General features: G+C 64.2%; 23 protein-coding genes. 22 read left to right on the forward strand and 1 reads right to left on the reverse strand.

All coding sequences use genetic code 11. The features are described 5' to 3' along the window. Nucleotides 1–37 precede the first annotated feature (37 nt). From QA643_RS15120 to QA643_RS15195, 16 genes are all read left to right on the forward strand, one after another. Entirely contained in the window at nucleotides 38–841 is an 804-nt protein-coding gene (locus QA643_RS15120; protein WP_283033920.1) for a xanthine dehydrogenase family protein subunit M, read from the forward strand. 35 nt (nucleotides 842–876) lie between these two features. After that, entirely contained in the window at nucleotides 877–1,785 is a 909-nt protein-coding gene (locus QA643_RS15125) for a MoxR family ATPase (protein WP_283033921.1), read from the forward strand. A gap of 109 nt (nucleotides 1,786–1,894) precedes the next feature. After that, nucleotides 1,895–3,100, forward strand: a complete 1,206-nt coding sequence (locus tag QA643_RS15130) for a VWA domain-containing protein (protein WP_283033922.1) — start codon at nucleotides 1,895–1,897, stop codon at nucleotides 3,098–3,100. 14 nt (nucleotides 3,101–3,114) lie between these two features. Further along, on the forward strand, nucleotides 3,115–3,444 hold the full coding sequence (locus QA643_RS15135; protein WP_283033923.1) for an XdhC family protein: 330 nt from the start codon (nucleotides 3,115–3,117) through the stop codon (nucleotides 3,442–3,444). Then, complete coding sequence (locus QA643_RS15140) at nucleotides 3,441–4,145, forward strand: XdhC family protein (protein ID WP_283033924.1); 705 nt, start codon at nucleotides 3,441–3,443, stop codon at nucleotides 4,143–4,145. The genes QA643_RS15135 and QA643_RS15140 overlap by 4 nt, the downstream gene beginning before the upstream one ends. Beyond that, nucleotides 4,142–5,746, forward strand: coding sequence for a molybdopterin-binding/glycosyltransferase family 2 protein (locus QA643_RS15145; RefSeq protein ID WP_283033925.1), 1,605 nt, complete (start codon nucleotides 4,142–4,144; stop codon nucleotides 5,744–5,746). The genes QA643_RS15140 and QA643_RS15145 overlap by 4 nt, the downstream gene beginning before the upstream one ends. 217 nt (nucleotides 5,747–5,963) lie before the next feature. Further along, the gene (locus tag QA643_RS15150; RefSeq protein WP_283034811.1) at nucleotides 5,964–6,353 is read left to right on the forward strand and encodes a DUF4189 domain-containing protein; all 390 of its coding nucleotides are present in this window, start codon (nucleotides 5,964–5,966) and stop codon (nucleotides 6,351–6,353) included. Between the two features lie 101 nt (nucleotides 6,354–6,454). Further along, a complete protein-coding gene (locus QA643_RS15155; protein ID WP_283033926.1) occupies nucleotides 6,455–6,865 on the forward strand; it encodes a DUF2000 family protein in 411 nt (136 codons plus the stop codon). Between the two features lie 150 nt (nucleotides 6,866–7,015). Further along, the gene (locus QA643_RS15160; protein ID WP_283033927.1) at nucleotides 7,016–8,104 is read left to right on the forward strand and encodes a TRAP transporter substrate-binding protein; all 1,089 of its coding nucleotides are present in this window, start codon (nucleotides 7,016–7,018) and stop codon (nucleotides 8,102–8,104) included. 25 nt (nucleotides 8,105–8,129) lie between these two features. After that, nucleotides 8,130–8,357, forward strand: a complete 228-nt coding sequence (locus QA643_RS15165) for a hypothetical protein (protein ID WP_283033928.1) — start codon at nucleotides 8,130–8,132, stop codon at nucleotides 8,355–8,357. A 170-nt stretch (nucleotides 8,358–8,527) separates the two neighbouring features. Next, entirely contained in the window at nucleotides 8,528–9,817 is a 1,290-nt protein-coding gene (locus QA643_RS15170; protein ID WP_283033929.1) for a sulfite oxidase, read from the forward strand. Next, nucleotides 9,814–10,164 carry a hypothetical protein gene (locus tag QA643_RS15175; protein ID WP_283033930.1) on the forward strand — a complete coding sequence of 117 codons (351 nt, stop codon included), beginning with the start codon at nucleotides 9,814–9,816 and terminating at the stop codon, nucleotides 10,162–10,164. The genes QA643_RS15170 and QA643_RS15175 overlap by 4 nt, the downstream gene beginning before the upstream one ends. Before the next feature lie 224 nt (nucleotides 10,165–10,388). Then, nucleotides 10,389–10,601: a hypothetical protein gene (locus tag QA643_RS15180; protein WP_283033931.1), complete on the forward strand. Its 213-nt coding sequence runs from the start codon at nucleotides 10,389–10,391 to the stop codon at nucleotides 10,599–10,601. After that, nucleotides 10,598–10,720, forward strand: coding sequence for a hypothetical protein (locus tag QA643_RS15185; RefSeq protein ID WP_283033932.1), 123 nt, complete (start codon nucleotides 10,598–10,600; stop codon nucleotides 10,718–10,720). Before QA643_RS15180 ends, QA643_RS15185 begins: the two co-directional genes overlap by 4 nt. 130 nt (nucleotides 10,721–10,850) lie before the next feature. Further along, on the forward strand, nucleotides 10,851–11,060 hold the full coding sequence (locus QA643_RS15190) for a hypothetical protein (RefSeq protein ID WP_283033933.1): 210 nt from the start codon (nucleotides 10,851–10,853) through the stop codon (nucleotides 11,058–11,060). Between the two features lie 65 nt (nucleotides 11,061–11,125). Continuing rightward, a complete protein-coding gene (locus tag QA643_RS15195; protein ID WP_283033934.1) occupies nucleotides 11,126–11,278 on the forward strand; it encodes a hypothetical protein in 153 nt (50 codons plus the stop codon). Here QA643_RS15195 and QA643_RS15200 read toward each other — a convergent pair. Further along, nucleotides 11,270–12,067 (reverse strand): hypothetical protein, encoded by a 798-nt coding sequence (locus QA643_RS15200; RefSeq protein WP_283033935.1) that lies wholly within the window; start codon nucleotides 12,065–12,067, stop codon nucleotides 11,270–11,272. The two genes, QA643_RS15195 and QA643_RS15200, sit on opposite strands and share 9 nt — an antisense overlap. A gap of 522 nt (nucleotides 12,068–12,589) precedes the next feature. Here QA643_RS15200 and QA643_RS15205 point away from each other — a divergent pair. The 6 genes from QA643_RS15205 (at nucleotide 12,590) to QA643_RS15230 (ending at nucleotide 18,525) form a co-directional block, all read left to right on the forward strand. Then, entirely contained in the window at nucleotides 12,590–13,237 is a 648-nt protein-coding gene (locus QA643_RS15205) for a TetR/AcrR family transcriptional regulator (RefSeq protein ID WP_283033936.1), read from the forward strand. Next, nucleotides 13,234–14,019, forward strand: coding sequence for an efflux RND transporter periplasmic adaptor subunit (locus QA643_RS15210; protein ID WP_283033937.1), 786 nt, complete (start codon nucleotides 13,234–13,236; stop codon nucleotides 14,017–14,019). Before QA643_RS15205 ends, QA643_RS15210 begins: the two co-directional genes overlap by 4 nt. Further along, nucleotides 14,016–14,960: an ABC transporter ATP-binding protein gene (locus QA643_RS15215; RefSeq protein WP_283033938.1), complete on the forward strand. Its 945-nt coding sequence runs from the start codon at nucleotides 14,016–14,018 to the stop codon at nucleotides 14,958–14,960. The genes QA643_RS15210 and QA643_RS15215 overlap by 4 nt, the downstream gene beginning before the upstream one ends. After that, nucleotides 14,957–16,120 (forward strand): ABC transporter permease, encoded by a 1,164-nt coding sequence (locus QA643_RS15220; RefSeq protein WP_283033939.1) that lies wholly within the window; start codon nucleotides 14,957–14,959, stop codon nucleotides 16,118–16,120. Before QA643_RS15215 ends, QA643_RS15220 begins: the two co-directional genes overlap by 4 nt. 170 nt (nucleotides 16,121–16,290) lie before the next feature. Next, entirely contained in the window at nucleotides 16,291–17,598 is a 1,308-nt protein-coding gene (locus QA643_RS15225) for an adenylate/guanylate cyclase domain-containing protein (protein ID WP_283033940.1), read from the forward strand. A gap of 12 nt (nucleotides 17,599–17,610) precedes the next feature. Continuing rightward, complete coding sequence (locus QA643_RS15230; protein ID WP_283033941.1) at nucleotides 17,611–18,525, forward strand: PhzF family phenazine biosynthesis protein; 915 nt, start codon at nucleotides 17,611–17,613, stop codon at nucleotides 18,523–18,525. Nucleotides 18,526–18,581 lie beyond the last annotated feature (56 nt).

Here is an 18,581-nt window from a genome sequence, read left to right on the forward strand (position 1 = left end):
ATCGATTTCATCGCGACCCGCGATCAGGAAGTTCTCCATGTACGAATTCAAATATCATCGTCCGGCGACCGTGCGGCAGGCCGCCAATCTCCTGGTGAAGAACGAGGACGCCAAGGTGATCGCCGGCGGCCACACCCTGGTGCCGGTGATGAAGCAGCGGCTCGCCAGCCCGCCGCATCTGGTCGACCTCTCCCATATCGAAGGGTTAGACACGATCGAGATGAAGGGACGTTCGCTGGTGATCGGTGCGACGGCTACGCATGCCAATGTCGCCAACTCGGCGACCGTTCGCGAAGCCATCCCGGCGCTCGCCGAACTCGCGGGCGGAATCGGCGATCCCGCGGTGCGTCACAAGGGTACGATCGGCGGCTCGCTCGCCAACAACGATCCTACCGCGGACTATCCGGCCGCGGTGCTCGCGCTCGGCGCCACCATCGTCACCAACAAGCGCCGCCTCAAGGCGGAGGAATTCTTCCAGGGCCTGTTCACGACGGCGCTCGAGAGTGACGAGATCATCACCAAGGTGATGTTCCCGCTGCCGAAGAAGGCCGCCTACATCAAATTCCGCAACCAGGCGTCGCGTTACGCGTTGGTCGGCGTGTTCGTCGCCAAGCGGCCGTCGGACGTACGGGTGGCAGTGACCGGCGCCGGCTCGGACGGCGTGTTCCGCGCCACGGCGTTTGAGGAAGCCTTGAAGAAGCGCTTCTCGCACAAGGTGCTGGACGGCATTTCGGCTTCGGCGGAAGGGCTCAACAGCGACCTGCACGGCAGCGCCGAATATCGCGCGCACCTGATCGGCGTGCTGACGCGCCGCGCAGTCGAAGCGGCCACGGCGAAGTAGTTGCCGAATTCCGGCATATTAAGATTGGCTATCCTATGAGTACATCGGCGCTGCCCAAATCCGTCGATGGGATGCTCGAACTCCTCAACGCGCGCGGTTATTTCGCCGAGCGCTCGCTGGCCACGGTCGCCTATCTGTCGCTGCGCATGGGCCGGCCGCTGTTCCTCGAAGGCGAGGCCGGCGTCGGCAAGACCGAAATCGCAAAAGTGCTGTCGGCGGCGCTCGGGCGCAAGCTGATCCGCCTGCAATGCTATGAGGGCCTCGACGTCGCTTCCGCCGTCTACGAGTGGAGCAGCGCCGCGCAGATGATCGCGATCCGCCTGGCGGAAGCCGCTGGTGATACCGATCGGGAGCAATTGTCCTCCGACATCTTTGCCGAACGTTTTCTGATCAAACGCCCGCTGCTGCAGGCGCTTGAGCCGGACGTTGCCGGCGCGCCGGTGCTCTTGATCGACGAGCTCGACCGCGCCGACGAGGCGTTCGAGGCGTATCTCCTCGAAATCCTCAGCGACTTCCAGGTCACGATCCCCGAATTCGGCACCATCAAGGCGCCGCAGCCGCCGATCGTCATTATCACCTCGAACCGCACCCGCGAGATCCACGACGCGCTGAAGCGCCGCTGCCTCTACCACTGGGTGGATTACCCCGAGGCCGAGCGCGAGCTCGCGATCGTCAAGTCGCGGGTGCCGGGGATCTCCGCGAAATTGTCGCAGCAGGTTGTGCGGTTCGTGCAGGCGCTGCGCGACCAGGATTTCTACAAGTCGCCGGGTGTCGCCGAGACCATCGACTGGGCCACCGCGCTGACGGAGCTCGACGCCCGCTCGCTGACGCCGCAACTGGTCGGCGACACGCTGGGCGCGCTGCTCAAATACCAGGACGACATCGCGCGCATGCAGGGCGACACGCTGCAGAAGGTTTTGAAGGACGCGACGAGCGAGAATTAGCCGTCGTCATTCCGGGGCGCACGCAGTGCGAACCCGGAATCCCGAGATTGTAAGCGCGAGATTCCGGGTTCACGCTTTGCGTGCCCCGGAATGACGAGGCCGCAAGACCATGACCACCATCGATCACCTCAACCCGCCCATCGGGCATATGGCCGACAACGTCGTCGGCTTTGCCCGTGCACTTCGCGCGGCCGGGCTGCCGGTCGGGCCGGGCTCGGTGATCGACGCCCTGAGCGCGCTGCAGCTGATCGAGATCGGCCACCGCGCTGACGTCTACGCCACGCTGGAGGCGATCTTCGTCAAGCGCCACGAGCATGCGCTGATCTTCGCCCAGGCCTTCGACCTGTTCTTCCGCGCCGCCGAAGACTGGAAACATATGCTGGATTCGGTGCCGCTGCCGGACCATGCCAAGAAGAAGCCGCCACCAGCCTCGCGCCGGGTGCAGGAGGCCTTGGCGCAGCCCTCGATGCGCGAGGAAGCGCAAGAGACTGAGCAGCAGGAACTGCGGCTGTCGGTCTCCGACAAGGAGATCCTGCAGAGGAAGGATTTTGCGCAGATGAGCGCGGCGGAGATCGCCGAGGTCACCCGCGCTATCGCCAACATGAAGCTGCCGCAGGCCGAGCTGCGCACCCGCCGCTACCAGCCCGACGCCAAGGGCCTCAAGCTCGACATGCGCCGGACGCTGCGGAGCTCGTTGCGCACCGGCGGCGAGATCATCGATATCCGAAAGCTCGGCCGGATCGAGAAGCCGGCGCCGATCGTGGCGCTGCTCGATATATCCGGTTCGATGAGTGAATATACCCGCCTGTTCCTGCATTTCCTCCACGCCATCACCGACGCCCGCAAGCGCGTCTCGGTGTTCCTGTTCGGCACGCGGCTGACCAACGTGACGCGCGCGCTGCGGGCCAAGGACCCCGACGAGGCGCTGGCGAGCTGTTCGTCCTCGGTGGAAGACTGGGCCGGCGGCACTCGCATCGCCACCTCGCTGCACAGCTTCAACAAGCTATGGGGCCGCCGCGTGCTCGGGCAGGGCGCCATCGTGCTCCTGATCTCCGACGGGCTGGAGCGCGAGGCCGACGCCAAGCTCGCCTTCGAGATGGACCGGCTGCATCGCTCCTGCCGCCGCCTGATTTGGCTCAATCCGCTGCTCCGCTACAGCGGTTTTGAGGCCAAGGCGCAGGGCATCAAAATGATGCTGCCCCACGTTGACGAATTCCGCCCGGTGCATAACTTGACCTCGATGGAAGGGCTGATCGAGGCGCTTTCGGCGCCGCCCCCGCCGCACCACATGAGCCGCATCCGCTCGGCCGCATGAAGGAGGTTTCTCCGATGCTCAACCGCGACGAAGACATTCTGCAGGCCGCCGAGAACTGGCAGAAGGCCGGCCATGGCGTGGCGCTCGCCACCGTGGTCGAGACCTGGGGCTCGGCGCCGCGGCCGGCCGGCTCCAACCTCGTCATCAACGATGACGGCACGTTTCTGGGCTCCGTTTCCGGCGGCTGCGTCGAGGGCGCCGTCGTTACCGAGGCGCTCGACGTGATCGCCAGCGGCAAGCCCAAGATGCTGGAATTCGGCGTCGCCGACGAGACCGCCTGGAATGTCGGTCTGTCCTGCGGCGGCACCATCCGCGTCTTTGTCGAGAAGGTGGGCCAATCGTGAAGCTCGATACACTCACGCAGGTCAACGCCGAGCGCGCCGCGCGCCGCCCAGTCATCGTGGTCACCGATGTCGCCACGGGCGATCAGCGGCTGGTCAAGGCCAAGGACATCGCCACCGATCCGCTCGCGGGCGAGCTTTCAAAGCAGCTCCGCATGGGCAAGAGCGCCATGATTGAGAGCGGCGGCAAGAAGCTATTCCTCAATGTCTACGCGCCGACCGCGAAGCTCGTGATCGTCGGCGCGGTCCATATCAGCCAGGCGCTGGCGCCGCTCGCCCGCTCACTCGACTACGACGTGACCGTCGTCGACCCGCGCACCGCCTTTGCCAGCCCCGAGCGGTTTCCGGACGTGCCGCTGATCGCCGAATGGCCTGACGTGGCGCTGCCGCCGCTCAACATCGATCACTACACGGCGTTCGTCGCGCTGACGCATGATCCCAAGATCGACGATCCGGCACTGCTGCACGCCTTCGAACGCGACTGCTTCTATATCGGCGCGCTCGGCTCGCGAAAGACCCATGCCAAGCGGGCGGAGCGGCTGAAGGGGCTAGGTGCTGATGACGCCGACATCGCACGCATCCATGCGCCGATCGGGCTTTCGATCGGCGCGGTCTCGCCGTCGGAGATCGCAGTCGCGATCATGGCCGAGATCACCGCGGAGTTGCGGCTGCCGAAAGAAACCGCGAAGGTGCAGGCAGCATGAAATTCGGTCCCGCCAGTCCGGCCGACGCGATTGGCGGCGTCACCGTGCACACGCTGCGGCAGGGATCGCTGGTGCTGAAGAAAGGCACCACGATTGGACCTGCCGAGGTCGAGGCGCTCAATAAAGCCGGCGTCAAGGAAATCGTCGTGGTGCGTCTGGAGGAGGGCGACGTCTCCGAGGACGAAGCCGCCGCCAGCATCGCGAAAGCCGTCGCGGGCGAGGGCGTCACGGTAGAACGCGCCTTTACCGGCCGCGCCAATCTGTTTGCGGCACGCGCCGGCGTGCTGGTGGTGGACCGCGCCGCGGTCGACCGCATCAACGGCGTCGACGAGGCCATCACCTTTGCGACGCTCGCCGCCTTCAAGCCGGTGGTTGAGGGCGAGATGATCGCGACCGTCAAGCTGATCCCGTTCGGCGTCGAGGGAAAGCTGCGCGATGCTGCCGTCAAAGTCGCGGGCAAGGACACGCTGCGGATCGCGCCTTACGTGATCAAGCGTGTGGGCGTGGTCTCGACATTGCTGCCGGGGCTCGCGTCAAAGGTGATCGACAAGACCTTGCGCGTGACGGCGGAGCGGCTCGCACCTGCGGGTGCGACCATCATCGCCGAACGTCGCGTGCCGCATGACGAGGCGGCGCTCGCTGCTTCCATCAAGGAGCTACTCGGCCTCGGCGCCGAGCTTGTGATCGTGTTCGGCGCCTCCGCGATCGCCGACCGCCGCGACGTCATTCCGGCTGCGATCACGGAAGTTGGCGGCAAAATCGAGCATTTCGGCATGCCGGTCGATCCCGGCAATCTCTTGCTGATCGGCAGCGCCGGCGACGTGCCGGTGCTGGGCGCCCCGGGCTGCGCGCGCTCGCCGGTGGAGAACGGTTTTGACTGGGTGTTGATGCGGCTGCTCGCCGGGCTAAAGGTGACGCGCGCCGAGCTCACCGGCATGGGCGTCGGCGGCCTGTTGATGGAAATCGTCACCCGGCCGCAGCCCCGCACCAATCTCGAGGGCGAGGCCAACCGCAACGTTACTGCCGTCGTGCTCGCCGCCGGCCGCTCGACGCGGATGGGCGGCCCGAACAAGCTGCTCGCGGAAATCGACGGCAGGAAGCTGGTGCGGATCGTCGCCGAGCAGGCACTGGCCTCGAAGGCGAGCGAGGTGCTCGTCGTCATCGGCCACCAGGCCGAACTGGTCGAGCAGGTCTTGGCGGGGCTGAACGTCAAATTCGTTCGCAATCCCGATTTCGCCGGCGGCCTCGCGTCCTCGGTGAAGGCCGGCATCGCGGCGGTGCCAGACAATGCCGACGGCGCGATCGTCTGCCTCGGCGACATGCCGCTAATCTCGGCAAAACTGATCGACCAGCTGATCGAAACCTTCGCGCCGGACCGCGGCCATCTCATCGCCGTTCCCGTTAGCGAGGGGCGCCGCGGCAATCCCGTGCTGTGGTCGCGGCGTTTCTTCAAGGAATTGATGACGCTCGACGGCGACGTCGGCGCGCGGCACCTGATTGCCAAGCATGCCGAGGCCGTGGCTGAAGTTCCCGTGGACGGCCAGAGCGCGTTTCTCGACATCGATACGCCGCAAGCATTGGAAGCAGCACGAGGAGCGTGAGCCATTCACGGCTGTCGTCCCGGCCTTGAGCCGGGACCCATAGCCACCGTCGTTGATGGTTGCGACGGGCTGAGGCCACTGCCCGGGCTCTAGCCAGGTCATCCTGTGGTTATGGGTCCCGGCGTTCGCCGGGACGACGCCGCGGATTCCTCCATTCACCAACTGGAAACTCCCCCGCCTTAGATTCTGCCGTGTTACCTCGGGGGAGGGGCATTTGATTGTTTCGAACGTGGCGGCAAAGCGCCGCGCGCTCTTTATCCTTGCGCTGGCGCTGATACTGGGCGCCTCGGGCCTCATCAGCAGGACGTGGGCGGCCGGCGCCTTCGCGGTCGGCAAATGCGGCGCCTATGGCCAGGCCTATGACTATCCTGCCGAGGCGGACGCGCGCGCTGCGGCGCTCAGGCAATGCAAGGGCGCCTGCGCCGCCGTCACCATGAAGCGGGCCTGCGCCGCGCTTGCCATCGACATGACCAACCCGTGCGGCCCGCATGGCTACGCGGTGAAGCCGAGAATTTCGAGCTCGCTCAACGCGGCGACCAAGAAGTGTTATGAATTCGGCGGCAAGGAATGCGTCATCCGCGCCTGGGCCTGCGACGCGAAGGGGTAAAGCTGCTATCGTCATTCCGGGGCGCGCGCAGCGCGAACCCGCAATCTCGAGATTCCGGGTCTGGTCCTTCGGACCATCCCGGAATGACATCGGGAGACATCATGCAATTCGACACCAAGATCGCGGTCGTGATCCGGGCCGACCTCGAAGCCTGGCAGAAGCTCAACGTCGCGTCCTTTCTCGCCGGCGGCATCGCGGCGGCGTTTCCCGAATGCATTGGCGAGCCCTATGGCGACGCTTCGGGCACGCAATACCTGTCGCTGATCGGCCAGCCGATTCTGATCTACGGCGCCGACCGGGCGGCGCTGTCCCGCGCGTTGGAGCGCTCGCTCGCCCGCAACGTCACGCCGGCGGTCTATACTGAGGACATGTTCAAGACCACGCATGACGCCGCCAACCGCGAGGTGGTTCGGGCCGTGATCCGCGCCGAACTCAACCTGGTCGGCATCGCCATGCGCGCCGAGCGCAAGGTGATCGACAAGATCGTCGATGGGCTGAAATTTCACAGCTAGTGCCATCGCGGCGGACCGCCGCAATACGCCCAGTGGCAGCGCTTCCATGGCGACCTCGAACTCCGCTATGATGCGGGCCGAATGGTCTTGGCATACGCTTTTGCGCGCCCCGCGTCACCGGATTGCGATCAATAAAAAAGGAGTAAGCCCATGAAACGCCGTACGTTCCTCAAAGGCGGCGCCGTGGCCGGCGCGGCGACGCTGGTTGCGGCACCCGCGATCGCGCAAACCTCGCCCGAGATCAAGTGGCGGCTGACCTCGAGCTTTCCGAAGTCGCTCGATACCATCTACGGCACGGCGCAGACCTTTGCGAAATACGTCGCCGATGCCACCGACAACAAGTTTCAGATCCAGACCTTTGCGGCCGGCGAGATCGTGCCCGGCCTGCAGGCGCTCGATGCCGTCAGCTCGGCGACCGTCGAGATGGCGCAGACGCCGCTCTATTTCTACATCGGCAAGGAGCCGGCGCTGACCTACGCGACCGGCGCGCCGTTCGGCATGAATCATCGTCACCAGCATTCCTGGTGGTCGTTCGGCGGCGGCGCCGACCTCACCAACGAGGCGCTGAAGCCGTTCAAGGCCCATGCGATCCTCTGCGGCAATTCCGGCACGCAGATGGGCGGTTGGTTCCGCAAGGAGATCAAGACGCCCGAGGATCTCAAGGGCCTCAAATTCCGCATTGCCGGCATGGGCGGCCATGTCTTGGCAAGACTGGGCGTTGTGCCGCAGCAGATCGCGGGCGGCGACGTTTATCCGGCGCTCGAGCGCGGCACCATCGATGCCGCGGAGTTCGTCGGCCCCTATGACGACGAGAAGCTCGGCTTCTACAAGGTCGCAAAGTACTATTACTTCCCCGGCTGGTGGGAAGGCGGGGCGATGCTGCACGTCGTCGTGAACGACGAGAAGTGGAACGCGTTGCCCAAGCAATATCAGGCGATCGTCAACCAGGCAGCTTCGGCGGCGGGCGCGTGGATGATCGAGAAATACGACAGCGTCAATCCGGCCGCGCTGAAGCGGCTCGTCGCCGGCGGTGCGGAGCTGCGCGCCTTCCCGCAGCCGGTCATGGAGGCCTGCCACAAGGCGACGCAGGATCACCTGAACGAGATCGCCGAGAAGAACCCGCTGTTCAAGAAGACCAAGGAGAGCCACGACGCCTATATGAAGGAAGTGCTCTTCTACACGCAGATCGCGGAAAACTATTACGACAATTATCTGCTCAGCAAGACGCGCAAGGGCTGAGGTCGCGATAGCATGTGAGACGCCAATGGCGAAGCGAACACGACTGCCGACGATAGTGCTGTGCCGCAGCATGACAACCCATCCTTCGACGGAGGAGCACCCTGAAGCCAGATTCGAGCTGGAGGCGGAGACCGGCGAGATTTTTGAGGTTAATTTTTCGCTTCGTGGAATCCTGAGCACAGTCGTGATGGCTCACGGCTGGTCTCGTTTGAGAGAGGAGCTTGCTCAACTGGAACCGCCGACCAAAATCTAGCTCTTGGCGTCGACTACCGTCATCACCTGATGCGCCGGCGCCGTGCCTCAGAGGACTACTTTTGCCGGTCTTGCAGCACGCGCGCAAAGCGCAAATACTCTCCCAGTTGGATTCCCGGAAGGGGAGTCCGGCCAAGAAAGCCCGGGAGCGGGCAACAGGGAGAGAACGTCATGACTTGGGAAGCCGGGGGCAGTTCGGCTGATGGCAGCCATTTCGACACCAATCGGCGCAGGTTTCTGGGTGGCTCGGCGCTGGCGGCGCTAGGCGCCGCGATCGGCGGCACGCTGCCGCTTTCGCGCGACGGATTTGGCATTCCACAGGCCCATGCGCAGGCAGCTCCTGCGCCCGCCAAGGGGCCGCAATATCTGAAATTCCCCGGCAAGAACGAAGGGCTGGTCGTGCTCGGCGAAAAGCCGCTGGTTGCCGAGACGCCGGAAAGCCTGCTCGACGACGACACCACGCCGATCGAGAAATTCTACATCCGCAACAACGGGCAGATCCCCGAGGAGGCCAAGGACCCCGAGGCCTGGAAGATCACCATCGACGGCGAGGTCAACAACAAGATCGAGATCACGCTCGGCGAACTGAAGTCGAAGTACAAGCCGGTCACGCGCCGCATGGTGCTGGAATGCGGCGGCAACGGCCGCGCCGGTTTCTCGCCGCCGGCGCGCGGCAACCAGTGGACCAACGGCGGCGCCGGCTGCGCCGAATGGACCGGCGTGCCGCTCGCCGATCTCCTCAAGAAGGCCGGCCTCAAACCGACAGCGAAATACACCGCCCATTACGCCGCCGATTTGCATCTGTCGGGCGAGGCCGGCAAGCCAAGCCTCTCGCGCGGGGTGCGCATCGAGAAGGCGATGGACCCGAACACGATGATCGTGTGGGCCATGAACGGCAAGCCGCTGCCGAACATCCATGGTGGGCCGGTGCGGCTGATCGTGCCGGGCTGGGCCGGCTCGGCCTCGCAGAAATGGCTGACGCGCATCACCATCCGCGACCGCGAGCATGACGGCCCCGGCATGACAGAGTTTTCCTATCGCACCGCGATCAAGCCGATGGTGCCGGGGGCCAAGGCCGATCCGGCCAACTTCCGTATCCTGGAATCGATGCCGGTGCGCTCGATCATCACCAATCCGGCGAACGGCGCAAAATTCGCCGCCGGCACCAAGGAGCTGAAACTGCGCGGCGCCTCCTGGGCCGGCGATCTCACGGTGAAGCAGGTCGACGTCTCGCTTGATTTCGGCGCGAGCTGGCAGCGCGTCACGCTCGAGAAGCCGAAGAACAAGTATGACTGGCAGCGTTGGACCGCGACGGTGAAATTGCCGACCGACGGCTATTTCGAGATCTGGGCGCGCGCCACCGATTCCAAGGGCGCGATGCAGCCGCATCAGGCCGGTTTCTGGAATCCGCAAGGCTATGGCGGCAACGCCATGCACCGCATCGCCGTGCTGGTCGGATGATGCAGCGCCTTGTGTGGTTAGCGCTGGCCGGTGCGCTCTGGATCGCGCCCGCCATGGCGCAGCAGGCCTTCACGCCGCGCGACGAAAGTCCAGAGGAGTTCGTGGCGGGCGCGGGGCGCAACGAGACCTTCTATGCCTGCACCGCTTGCCATGGCTTCAAGCTCGTGGCGCAGCAAGGCATGACGCGCGCGCAGTGGGAGGATTCGATCAACCTGATGATCCGCCGCCACGGCATGCCGCCGCTTGATGAGAAGGATCGCGAGATGGTCCTCAACTATCTCGAGACCGCCTATCCGCCGCGTGCGCCGGCGGGCAGGGGAGGTTTTGTAAATCCGTTCGCCAAGTGAGCGGGTAAGATTCGCGGTTGGCGACGAACTCGATTCGCAAGAAGCGGAGTGCATGCGTATTTGACGTTACAGCCATGTGACGGCGCCGGGCCTTGTTAACCCGTGAGGTACAAAATTGATGCATGATTGCGAGGTATTTGGTCTCGCAATGTCGGCACCAATACCTATCTCTCCGATCAGGGAAGGAATTCGCCCAGGGACAACTCCGATTAAAGGAGCCATCCATGGCGAACGTACTCACCACTGGGGCCTGGTTTTTTGCCCCGACCAAAAAGCCCTCATTTCTCTCTCGATTGTTGCGCGTTCATCTCGAAGCCCGGCAGCGGCAGGCTGACCGTGTGGTCGAGCAGTACCTTGCTACCCACGGCCGGACGTTGACCGACGATGCCGAGCGCGCGATCGGAAATCTGCTCGCCAACGGGGCGCGTCGGCCATGATCACGTTCATCCTCGCGCAGCTCGCAACCTCGCTGACCCGCTTCGGCAAAGAGGCGCTTGCGACCTGGCACGAAGCCCAGGAGCTTCGCCGTCGGATGTCCAGACCGACCGAAGAATAGCCGGCCTGGTGCGGGTACCAACCTGACGCCGCGGTTCTGATTCCATCAGAGCCGTCGGCGTCGCCGCCTCTCTTGACGCGGTTGCGCTTCCGGCCAGAATGGGAGGCAGCTTGTGCCGGGAGGCGGCCATATGAGATTTTTGATCACCGCGTCGGATACGGCAGGAAACGTCACACTCAACCGGGAGTCTGCTCCGGCCGCGTTGAAGAAGGCCGCCGAATTGATCTCGGACGGCTGCTGGAACGTCGAGATCGTGACTCCTGACGGCGCGACTTTTCATTCCGGCGAGTTCGATCAGTTGCGAGAGCGCGTCAGTACGCCGGCGCCGATCTATCGCTGATACACAATCTCGTAGCCGCTTAGCTCGCTCCTAGCCGCTTAGCTCGACGATGCGCTGACGTAGGAATGCTGGCGACGACGGCGACGAGCACGATGGCATTGGACAGCATGCCGCCCCGCATCGGCATCGCCGGCATCGCGCGCGCAGAGCTGGGCATTCCACCGCTGCATGAACCAGCCACGGCCCCAGAACGCAAGGGCCGCGATCTCTCAGCGTAGCGGTGTGTTCAGCCGCTCGCCGATCACCTGGTAGAGCCGTGACGCGATCACGGCCAACAGCGTCGACGCAATCAGGAGCGTGGTGCCGAGCCACAGCAGGCTTGCGACCAGTCCGGCCAGGGTCCCCGGCGCCGCCCAGACCCAGGCCTTTAGCAGGGACACTCCGGCGAGACCGAGCAGCGCTACCGGAATGAACGGCAGGATCGTAACCGCAATGGCGTACCAGATCTGATTGCGTGTATCGCTGATCGCATTTTGCCAGCCGGCTCCCGGCGCATCGACAGCCATCGCCGGAAAAAGCACGAGAAGTTGCTGGAGCACAAGCCAGGCGACAGTGCTTGCAGTCCTCGAGATCCAAGGATCAAGGCCGGCAGGAGGTCGACCGACGTAATAGACAGGTCCCTTTGTCTCCGCGAGGGCGGCCAGAATGGCCGGAAAACTCGCCAGAACGACACACACCGCGAACCAGCCGAAGAACATTTGAAAGCGCGGGCTGGACGGTGTGAAATCATATCGGATTGGCTCCTCGCCGAGGAGCACAAAACGGTGCATCGCGAGGAAGAACGGCGTCAGCAGGAAGCAAAGTCCGACCAGGATTGCCAGCCGGATGGCTGCCCTGCCGAGTGGATCATACGTCAGCCGTATCGGCCCGACCGCCGCCACAACGCTTCCCACCGAAAGGATCAGAAAGGCAAACAGGGCAGGCCGCCAAGCCTTTCGCAGCACATGGCACAAATCCCAGTAAGCCCAGAACAATGCGGTGATGATGGAGGGGCGGGGGCGATCCATGCGGGACTCTTGCGGCAACGGCCGGCATCATTATCCGGGCGCAACCTTAAGGAGATGCTCGCAGGCATCGTTAACACTGCATGAGAGTCGCGCGAAAAATCCGATCCGCTCGCGATGACGTGGAGAGGGCAGGCCTGCATCCTTCGGGATGCAGCGCAAGGACGCTTGCAGGATGAGTGTGGGATCCTCATGGAGCTCGGCAATGTCGCGCGTCTCCAAACCACGAGGCTGCTGCGATCGCCCGCGCGTACAAGCGCATCGCGCCTTCCGGCGACAATAATGGACAGGCCGCCGCAGTAGGGCGGAGACCCCGCATATGTGGGATGTCGGAGCCGACGGGAGCCGCGCCAAAATCACCCCACGCGGCGACCGGACCCAATGGCCGGTCACGCCCATGTGAAAGCCCGCGCTGTGCTTGAAGTTGACAATGACTGACCAGTCAGTCATAAATTCCACATGACAAAGGAAGCCACCAGAAGCGTGCGAAAATCAGCTGCAAAACCCGCCGGCCGCCGAGCCAGGATGAGCGCGCCGGCTGTGTTGAACCCGCACCCGAAGCCCGCCTCCAACCGCGCCGAACGGGCTGCCGAGCGGCGCGGGGCGATCATCGAGGCGGCGATGGACGAGTTCATCGCCCGCGGCTTTGCGGCGACGCGGATCGACGACATCGCAAGGCGCGCCGGCGTCGCCAAGGGCACGATCTACCTGCACTTCAAGGACAAGGAATCGATGTTCGAGGAACTGATCCGCACCGCCATCGTTCCGATGATCAGCCGTCTCTGGGCGACGCCGCCCAAGCCAGATGCATCCGTGCGCGACCTGATGGAGGGGTTTGCCCGCACCTTCATCGAGGAGGTGGCGACCACACGGCGCGGCGATCTCGTGCGGCTGATCGTGGCCGAGGGGCCGCGATTTCCTGAGGTGGCCGACTTCTATTACCGCGAAGTGGTGTCGCGGGGGCTCGCCGGCATGCGCGCCCTGATCGAGCTCGGCATTGCGCGCGGCGAGATCCGGCACAGCAACCTCGTGCAGTTTCCACAGATCGTGGTCGCGCCGGCGCTGATCGCGGTGATCTGGCAGAGCCTTTTTGCGCGGCACGCGCCGCTCGACGCGATCGCGATGTTCCGTGTTCATCTCGATTTGATTTTTGGCGAACGGAGAGCGGCATGATTGCGTCGCGGACGATAACGATCCTGGCCGCGCTGACGCTCGCCGCCACGCTTGCGGGCTGCAAGGAGCGCAGGGATCCGGGCTTTCAGGGCTGGGTGGAAGCCGACATGATCTTTGTCAGCCCGGACGAGAGCGGCCGTGTCATCAAGCTCAATGTGCGCGAGGGTGACGAGGTCAAGCCCGGCGACCATCTCTATTCCGTCGATGACGATCTGCAGCAGGCGGACCTCAACCAGAACAAGGCGACGCTCTCCAATGCGCAGCAGACGTTTGATCGCGCGGCCTCGCTGAGCAAGACCGGATCGGGCACGCAAGCCAATTTGGATTCCGCAACCTCGGCGTTGCGCGTGGCGGAAGCCCGCGTCAACACCTCGCAAACTCGCCTTGCGCGGCGCAGCGGTTTCGCGCCGGTCGGCGGCACGGTCCAGCAGATCTATTTCCGCGAAGGCGAGATGGTCCCGGCGCAGCGGCCGGTGCTGTCGATCATGCCGCCCGGCAACATGAAGATCCGCTTCTTCGTGCCGGAGACCGAATTGCCGAAGCTTGCGATCGGCGACGAGGTGAGGGTGACTTGCGACAATTGCGCGGCCGATCTCACCGCCAAGATCTACTTCATCGCGACGACGGCGGAATATACCCCGCCGGTCATCTACAGCCTCGATGAACGCAACAAGCTGGTCTACTTGATCCAGGCGCGGCCGAGCCGGCCCGATGTGTTGCGTGTCGGCCAGCCGATCAGCGTGTTCCTCAATCCAAGGACGCCGGTGGCGAACAAGCGATGAATGCAGCGCCCGCATCAGCCCCCGATATCGCCATCAACGTTGAAGGTCTTTCAAAATCCTTCGGCGGCCGCGAGGTCGTGCACGACCTTTCGATGCAGGTGAAGCGCGGCTCGATCTACGGCTTCCTCGGCCCCAACGGCTCCGGCAAGACCACGACGATCCGCATGCTGTGCGGGCTGCTGACGCCTGACGCCGGCGAGGGCACCTGCCTCGGCTACGACATCCGCCGCGACGCCGACAAGATCAAGCGCCTGGTCGGCTACATGACGCAGCGCTTCAGCCTTTATCAGGATCTCTCGGTGCGAGAAAACCTCGAATTCGTTGCGCGGCTCTACGGCCTGCGCGACGCGCGCGGCGCAGCAGGCGATATGATCCGCCGCATCGGCCTGAGCGGTCGCGAGGAGCAGCTTGCCGGCGAGCTTTCGGGCGGCTGGAAGCAGCGGCTGGCGCTCGGCGCCTGCACGCTGCCCAATCCGCAATTGCTGCTGCTCGACGAGCCGACTGCCGGCGTCGACCCCAAGGCGCGGCGCGACTTCTGGAACGAGATCCACGCGCTCGCCGCCGAAGGGCTGACGGTGCTGGTCTCCACCCACTACATGGACGAGGCCGAGCGCTGCCATGAGATCGCTTATATCGCCTATGGCCACCTCCTGGCGCATGGTACGGTCGACGAGGTGATCGCCAAATCGGCGCTCTCGACCTGGACGGTCTCCGGCGATGAGCTCAACGGGCTTGCTTCCGAGCTCACCGGCAAGCCCGGCGTCGACATGGTGGCGCCGTTCGGCACCAGCCTGCACGTTTCGGGCCGCGACAAGGTCGCGCTTGAGGCTACGATCGCGCCTTATCGCGACAACAAGGGATGGCACTGGCAGGATAGCGAGCCGTCGCTGGAAGATGTGTTCATCGACCTCATGAACCGCTCGAAGGACAATTTCCAATGAGTGCGACCGACGCTGTTTCCGCCGGCGAGGCAAGGGAACCGGCCTTCGGTTTCTGGCGGCGCAGCTACGCGATGCTGGTCAAGGAGTTCATCCAGCTTCGCCGCGACCGCGTCTCTTTTGCGATGATCGTGATGATCCCGGTCATGCAATTGCTGTTGTTCGGCTACGCCATCAACACCACGCCGCGCCATCTGCCGACGGCGGTCTTGATCCAGGAGGACAGCGATCTGGCGCGCTCGGTGCTGAAGGCGCTGGAGAATACCAGCTACTTCCGCTTCACCCGCGAGGTGCACAGCGTCGCCGAGTTCGACGAGCTCCTGCAGTCCGGCAAGGTGCTGTTCGGAGTCGAAATCCCGCGCGGCTTCGAGCGGGCGGTGCGGCGCGGCGACAAGCCGGCGCTGCTGGTCGCGGCGGATGCGACCGATCCCGTCGCCGCCAGCGCGGCGCTCGGATCGCTCGGCGTCCTGGTGCAGACCGCGCTCGCCCATGACCTTCACATCGGCGATCCGCCCGCGATGCCGTTCGAGATCCGGGCGCATGCCCGCTACAACCCGGCCGCCGAATCCCGGCTCAACATCGTGCCGGGCCTGGTCGGCACCATCCTGACCATGACCATGCTGATCTTCACCGCGCTGTCGGTGACGCGCGAAATCGAGCGCGGCACCATGGAGAGCCTGCTGTCGATGCCGATCAAGCCGGTCGAGGTGATGTTCGGCAAAATCATCCCCTACGTGATCGTCGGCTTCATCCAGGCCTCATTGATCGTCAGCATCGGGGTGCTGTTGTTCGGCGTTCCGATTCTCGGCAGCGTGGTGCTGCTGGCGCTGCTGACGACGCTATTTATCACCACCAACCTGTCGATCGGCTACACCTTCTCCACCATCGTGCAGAACCAGTTGCAGGCGATGCAGATGTCGATGATGTTCTTCCTGCCCAGCATCTTGTTGTCCGGCTTCATGTTTCCGTTCGCGGGAATGCCGGTCTGGGCGCAGTATCTCGGCGAAGCGCTGCCGCTGACCCATTACATCCGCATCGTCCGCGCCATCATGCTGAAGGGCGCCGTCCCGTCCAACCTGCAATACGACACGATTGCACTGATTGTACTGATGCTGGTGGCGATGACGATCGCCGTGACACGCTTCCGTCGCACGCTGGATTGAGGTTATAAAGACTCGCGGCGCAAGCACGGCGGCGATTTTACCCGTCACTGCGAGGAGCGAAGCGACGAAGCAATCCATCTATCCACGAGGAGAGACATGGATTGCTTCGCTCCGCTCGCAATGACGGTTGAAACTTCATCGTGAGAGATTGAAGGCCGGCAGGTGAGGTGATGACGGGGTTCCGGGGCAAGAAGACAAAAGACCAAGACACCGGAGTGTCGGCCGACTTCCAGCGGGCGCTGACGCAGGAAGTGATGGCGACCGAGCTGCTCCGCATCAAGGCGCTGATCGGAACGACCGTTCTGTTGTCCGCGATCCTCTGGACCGTCTACTTCTTTGCGCCCGAGAAGATGAGCCAGGTCTGGCACGGCAATCTCAAGCCGCACTATCTTTATTCGGTGATGGTGCCCTTCGTCCTGTTCGAGCTTTGGGTGCACGGGGCGATCACCAGGCATATGCGCGAGGGCCGCGACCTGCCGCTGTTCCGGCGCTATCTCGGTGCGCTGATCGAGACGTCGATGCCGACGGCCGCGCTGGCGCTTCATATCAACAGCATGGGATCGGTGGCCGCGCTCGGCTTCGTGGTCCCGATGACCTATTTCATCTTCATCATCCTCTCGACGCTACGGCTGGACTTCTGGCTCTCCACCTTCACCGGCTTCGTCGCGGCGGCGGAGCTGCTGGCGATGGCGATCTTCTATCACCCGGACCCCAGCCAGGATACCAGCGTCCTCTATCACGCTGCACGCAGCATGATCTTGTTGATCTGCGGTGTGCTCGCGGGCGCCGTCGGGCACCAGTTGCGGCGCCAGTTCGAGAAGAGCATCATGGCGGCGACCGCGCGCGACCGCATCACCAATCTGTTCGGCCAGCACGTCTCGCCGCAGGTGGTCGAGCGCCTGATGGCCGAGGGCACCAAAACCGATAGCGACATCCGCCGCGTCGCCGTGATGTTCGTCGACTTCCGCAGCTTCACGGCGGGCGCGCGCACCCGCACGCCGCAGGAAGTGGTTGATCGACTCGACGGCGCCTTTGCCATCCTGGTCGATATCCTCGACCGCCATGGCGGCATCGTGAACAAGTTTCTCGGCGACGGATTTTTGGCACTGTTCGGCGCTCCGCTGGAGGCGCCGGAGCCCGCGCACCGGGCCGTGGCTGCCGCGCGCGAAATGCTGGAAGCCAATGCGCGGGTCAACGAGGCGACGAGCTGGCCGCTGCGCATCGGCATCGGCATACACCTCGGCGAAGTCGTCGCCGGCAGCATCGGCTCGCCCAGGCGAAAGGAATACACCGTGATCGGCGACACCGTGAATTTCGCCTCGCGGCTTGAGGCACTCAACAAGGACTTCAATTCGCAATTTCTGATCTCGGAGGCGGTGCACGATGCGCTCGGCGACGCCTGCAGAGATGCCGTCTCGCTCGGCGAGGTCGAGGTCAGGGGCTATGAGCGGCCGATGGCCGTGTGGCGGCTGGGATAAGGGAGTAGCGAGATGCAACGGCGTTATATCACCGTCGACGTTTTCACCGACCGTGCCTTCGGCGGCAATCCGCTCGCCGTGGTGCTCGACGCCGGCGGGCTGTCGACCGAACAGATGCAGGCGATCGCGCGAGAATTCAATTATTCGGAAACGACCTTTGTGCTGCCGCCGCGCGATACCGCGCACGACGCGCAGGTCCGCATCTTCACCGTGAACCGCGAAATACCCTTTGCCGGTCATCCAAATGTTGGCACCGCCTTCGTGCTGGCGACACTGGCTGCAAAGCCGCCGGCGCGGCTCCTGTTCGAGGAGGAGGCCGGCCTGGTGCCGGTCGAGATCGCGACCGAGCAAGGCAGGGTCGCCAGCACCGAGTTCACGGCGCCGCAGCCGTTGAAGCGGATGTCGCATGTCAGCACTGACGAGGCTGCGGCTCTGCTTTCATTATCGGCGAGCGATGTGAAGATCGACCGGCACCCGCCGCAGGTCATCTCCGTGGGGCTATCCTTTATCGCGGTCGAACTTGCCTCGCGCGAAGCGCTACGCCGGGCGAAGCCGAATGCTGCGGCGTTCGAGAAGACGTTTCCGTGCGACGGCAGCGACGCCGTCTACTTCTATACGCGCGACGTAACGTCGGGCGAAAAGCCCTGCGACTTGCAGGCGCGCATGTTCCATCCCGGCTCGAGCGGCCTGTCGGAAGACCCTGCCACCGGAAGCGCGACGGCGGCGGCCGCGGCGCTGCTCGCCGATCTCGACGATACCAGGGACGGCGAACTGAAATTGAAGATCGGGCAGGGCGTCGACATGGGCCGGCCAAGCCTGCTGCTGACCCGCGTCCGCAAGCAGGGCGGAAAGGTCGCTTCCATTCATGTCGGCGGCGCCTGCGTGAAGATGATGGAGGGAACGTTCCACCTTGAGGGGAAGGGGTGAGAGTCGGGTGTTGCCGCAAACACAACCGTCATGCCCGGGCTTGACCCGGGCATCCA

The sequence above is a fragment of the Bradyrhizobium sp. CB3481 genome, from assembly GCF_029714305.1.
Lineage (GTDB): Bacteria > Pseudomonadota > Alphaproteobacteria > Rhizobiales > Xanthobacteraceae > Bradyrhizobium.